This window comes from Micromonospora orduensis, from assembly GCF_006228125.1.
GTDB lineage: Bacteria > Actinomycetota > Actinomycetes > Mycobacteriales > Micromonosporaceae > Micromonospora > Micromonospora orduensis.
The window spans coordinates 1-3,240 of the sequence record NZ_VDFY01000282.1 but is presented as its reverse complement, the minus strand read 5'-3'; the positions used below and the strand labels follow the sequence as shown (position 1 = coordinate 3,240).

The 3,240-nt window shown below is 73.1% G+C and carries 3 protein-coding genes; 1 reads left to right on the top strand and 2 read right to left on the bottom strand.

Features of this window, described 5'->3' with window-relative positions:
• Positions 1 to 74: 74 nt before the first annotated feature.
• On the bottom strand, positions 75 to 1,025 hold the full coding sequence (locus FHG89_RS30260; protein WP_139587800.1) for an NUDIX hydrolase: 951 nt from the start codon (positions 1,023 to 1,025) through the stop codon (positions 75 to 77).
• Positions 1,026 to 1,168: 143 nt separating this feature from the next.
• Here FHG89_RS30260 and FHG89_RS30255 point away from each other — a divergent pair, with 143 nt between their 5' ends.
• Positions 1,169 to 1,525 (top strand): PspC domain-containing protein, encoded by a 357-nt coding sequence (locus FHG89_RS30255; protein WP_139587799.1) that lies wholly within the window; start codon positions 1,169 to 1,171, stop codon positions 1,523 to 1,525.
• Positions 1,526 to 1,532: 7 nt separating this feature from the next.
• Here FHG89_RS30255 and guaA read toward each other — a convergent pair whose 3' ends face one another.
• On the bottom strand, positions 1,533 to 3,089 hold the full coding sequence (gene guaA, locus FHG89_RS30250; RefSeq protein WP_139587798.1) for a glutamine-hydrolyzing GMP synthase: 1,557 nt from the start codon (positions 3,087 to 3,089) through the stop codon (positions 1,533 to 1,535).
• Positions 3,090 to 3,240: the final 151 nt, after the last annotated feature.

Below are 3,240 nucleotides of genomic sequence, written 5' to 3'. Positions count from 1 at the left end.
TCCCGGCGTGTCCTGACGATAACTTCATGATCGACGCGGCGAGGGTGGGTGGGAAGGGAGGGAGGGGTCGGGGGTCAGGTGAGTTGGGCGGCTTGGACTGCTTCGGCGGTCACCTCGGTGAGGCGGTCGGTGGGGAGGGCACCCAGCTCCTCGCGGGCGAACCAGCGGGCCTCGCACGTCGAGCCGCCGACGTCGGCGACGGTCAGCGGGTTGGGCTGGTCGACCACCACCCGATAGAAGGCGCGTACGCCGTGCCAGTCGATCGGGTAGCCCTCCGGGCCGAGCGAGGCGGCGTCGCGGTGGCTCGCCACCCCGAGCAGCTCGACGAGGCGGCCGGTCTGCCCGGTCTCCTCGACCAGCTCCCGGATCAGCGCCGCGCCGGGCTGCTCGCCGTAGTCGGTGCCGCCGCCCGGCAGATGCCAGCAGCCGGCGCCCGGGTAGCCGTCCGAGACTCGGGTGAGCAGCACCCGACCGGCCGGGTCGGTGCACACCGCGTACGCGGCGAAGCGCTGCGCCCGGTGCAGCCCGTCCGGGCCGGGCACCGCGTAGAAGGAGGGGAACTCGGGCACCTCGTCGGGCACCACGTCGGCCGAGGAGGCGGGCAGACCGAGGGCACGCGCGGTGAACGAGCGCAGCGGCAACTGGCGCGCCTCGTCCAGCGTGTACCACCGGGCCAGGTCGGTGGGGCGCTCGCCGGCCCGGTCGGCGAGGGTGCCGCCGCGCACCGCCACCCGGTAGATCAGCCGGTCGGTGTGGATGGTGATGCCACGTTCGGGCAGGGCCCGCATGTCGGCGAGCACGTCGTCCAGCCCCGAGACGGCGACGGAGAGGCCCGTCTCGGCGGCGGTCTCCCGGACCACCGTGTGGTTCGGGTCCTCGCCGTGGTCGACCGCCCCGCCGGGCAGCGACCAGGTGCCGGGGGTGCCGGAGCGCTCCGATGCGCGGACCAGCAACACTCGGCCGTCTGAATCAGCACAAACTGCGTATGCCGCGATCCTGCGGAGCGGCTCCAGCATGGTGGTCACGGGACCAAATTCTCCCCGGGCCGGGTTACCGGAGCGGAAAAGAGTCGGATTCCTGACTGTCTGACCCCGATCAGGGATCGGTCAGGGTAAGGATCCGGGCGGTCACCGAGGACGGGCCGGGCACCGGCGCGGACCGTGGAGGCATGACATCCACCACCGCTCCCCACGCCCCGTACAAGCAGCTCCGCCGACCGACCACCGACCGCATGGTGGCGGGGGTCGCCAGCGGCCTCGGTCGCTACTTCGACGTCGACCCCACTCTGGTCCGGGTGGTCTTCGCGGTCACCGGGCTGCTCACCGGCGGGCTCGCGCTGTTCGCGTACCCGATCATGTGGTTCCTGATGCCCGAGGAGCCCACCGGCGCGCCGGCCTGGCCGCACCCGGCGGGCGCCGCGCCGCAGCCCACCGCCGGGCCCGCGCCCGGCCAACCGACCCCGGGGTACGCCCCGACGCCGCCCTACCCGCCGACGACCCCGTCCAGCACGCCGCCGGCGGCCTGAGCGGCGCTCACTCCCACTCGATGGTGCCCGGCGGCTTGCTTGTGACGTCCAGCACCACCCGGTTGACCTCGGCCACCTCGTTGGTGATCCGGGTCGAGATCCGGGCCACCACCTCGTACGGCAGCCGCGACCAGTCGGCGGTCATCGCGTCCTCGCTGGAGACCGGGCGCAGCACCACGGGATGCCCGTAGCTGCGCCCGTCACCCTGCACGCCGACGCTGCGCACGTCGGCCAGCAGCACCACCGGGAACTGCCAGACGCCCCGGTCCAGGCCGGCGGCGGTCAGCTCCTCGCGGGCGATCAGGTCGGCCCGGCGCAGCAGGTCGAGCCGCTCCCGGTCGACCGCGCCGATGATCCGGATGGCCAGGCCGGGGCCGGGGAACGGGTGCCGCCAGACCATCGCCTCGGGCAGGCCCAGCTCCAGGCCGAGCGCCCGGACCTCGTCCTTGAACAGCGTGCGCAGCGGCTCGACCAGGGCGAACTTCAGGTCCTCCGGCAGGCCACCGACGTTGTGGTGGCTCTTGATGTTGGCGGTGCCGGTGCCGCCACCGGACTCCACCACGTCCGGGTAGAGGGTGCCCTGGACCAGGTACTCGACGTCGCCGTGCGAGGCGATCTCACGCGCGGCGGCCTCGAAGACCCGGATGAACTCCCGGCCGATGATCTTGCGCTTCTGCTCCGGGTCGGTCACCCCGGCCAGCGCGCCGAGGAACCGCTCCTGCGCGTCGACCACCTTGAGCTTGATGCCGGTGGCCGCCACGTAGTCCTTCTCCACCTGCTCGGCCTCACCGGCGCGCAGCAGGCCGTGGTCGACGAAGACGCAGGTGAGCTGGTCACCAACGGCCTTGTGCACGAGCGCGGCGGCGACCGCCGAGTCCACCCCGCCGGAGAGGCCGCAGATGACCTCCTTGTCGCCGACCTGGGCGCGGATCCGGGCCACCTGCTCGTCGATGATGTTCGCGGGCGTCCAGGTCGGCTCGATGCCGGCGATGTCGTACAGGAAGCGCTTGAGCATCTCCTGACCGTGCGCGGTGTGCCCGACCTCCGGGTGGAACTGCACGCCGGCGCGACGCCCGGCAACGTCCTCGAACGCCGCCACCGGCGCGCCCGCCGACTCGGCGGTCACCGTGAAGCCCTCTGGCGCCTCGGTGACGCAGTCGCCGTGACTCATCCAGACCGGCAGGTCGGCCGGCAGGTCGCGCAGCAGCACACCCGGCTCGAGGAGGCGGGGGCGCAGCGGCGTGCCGCCGTACTCGCGGTTGCCCGTCTTCGCGACGGTGCCGCCGAGGGCCTGGGCCATCGCCTGGAAGCCGTAGCAGATACCGAAGACCGGCACGTCGGACGTGAACACGTCGGCGTCGATCCGCGGGGCGTCCGGCGCGTACACGCTGGCCGGGCCACCGGAGAGGATGATCGCGGCCGGGTTCTTCGCCAGCATCTCGGCGACCGGCATCGAGTGGGGCACGATCTCGGAGTAGACCTTCGCCTCGCGGACCCGGCGCGCAATGAGCTGGGCGTACTGGGCTCCGAAGTCCACCACGAGGACGGGGCGAGGCAGGCTCATGTGCACAAAGCCTACCGACAGTCACGGCCGCCCCGGGCACCGGCTCGCCCGGCGGGTCAGCCGCGCAACGCACCCGGGGCGTCCGGCGGGACCGTGGGGTTTCGCGGGGGTACGGGGGGCACCCGGCGGTACGGGGTTCCCCCCGTACCCC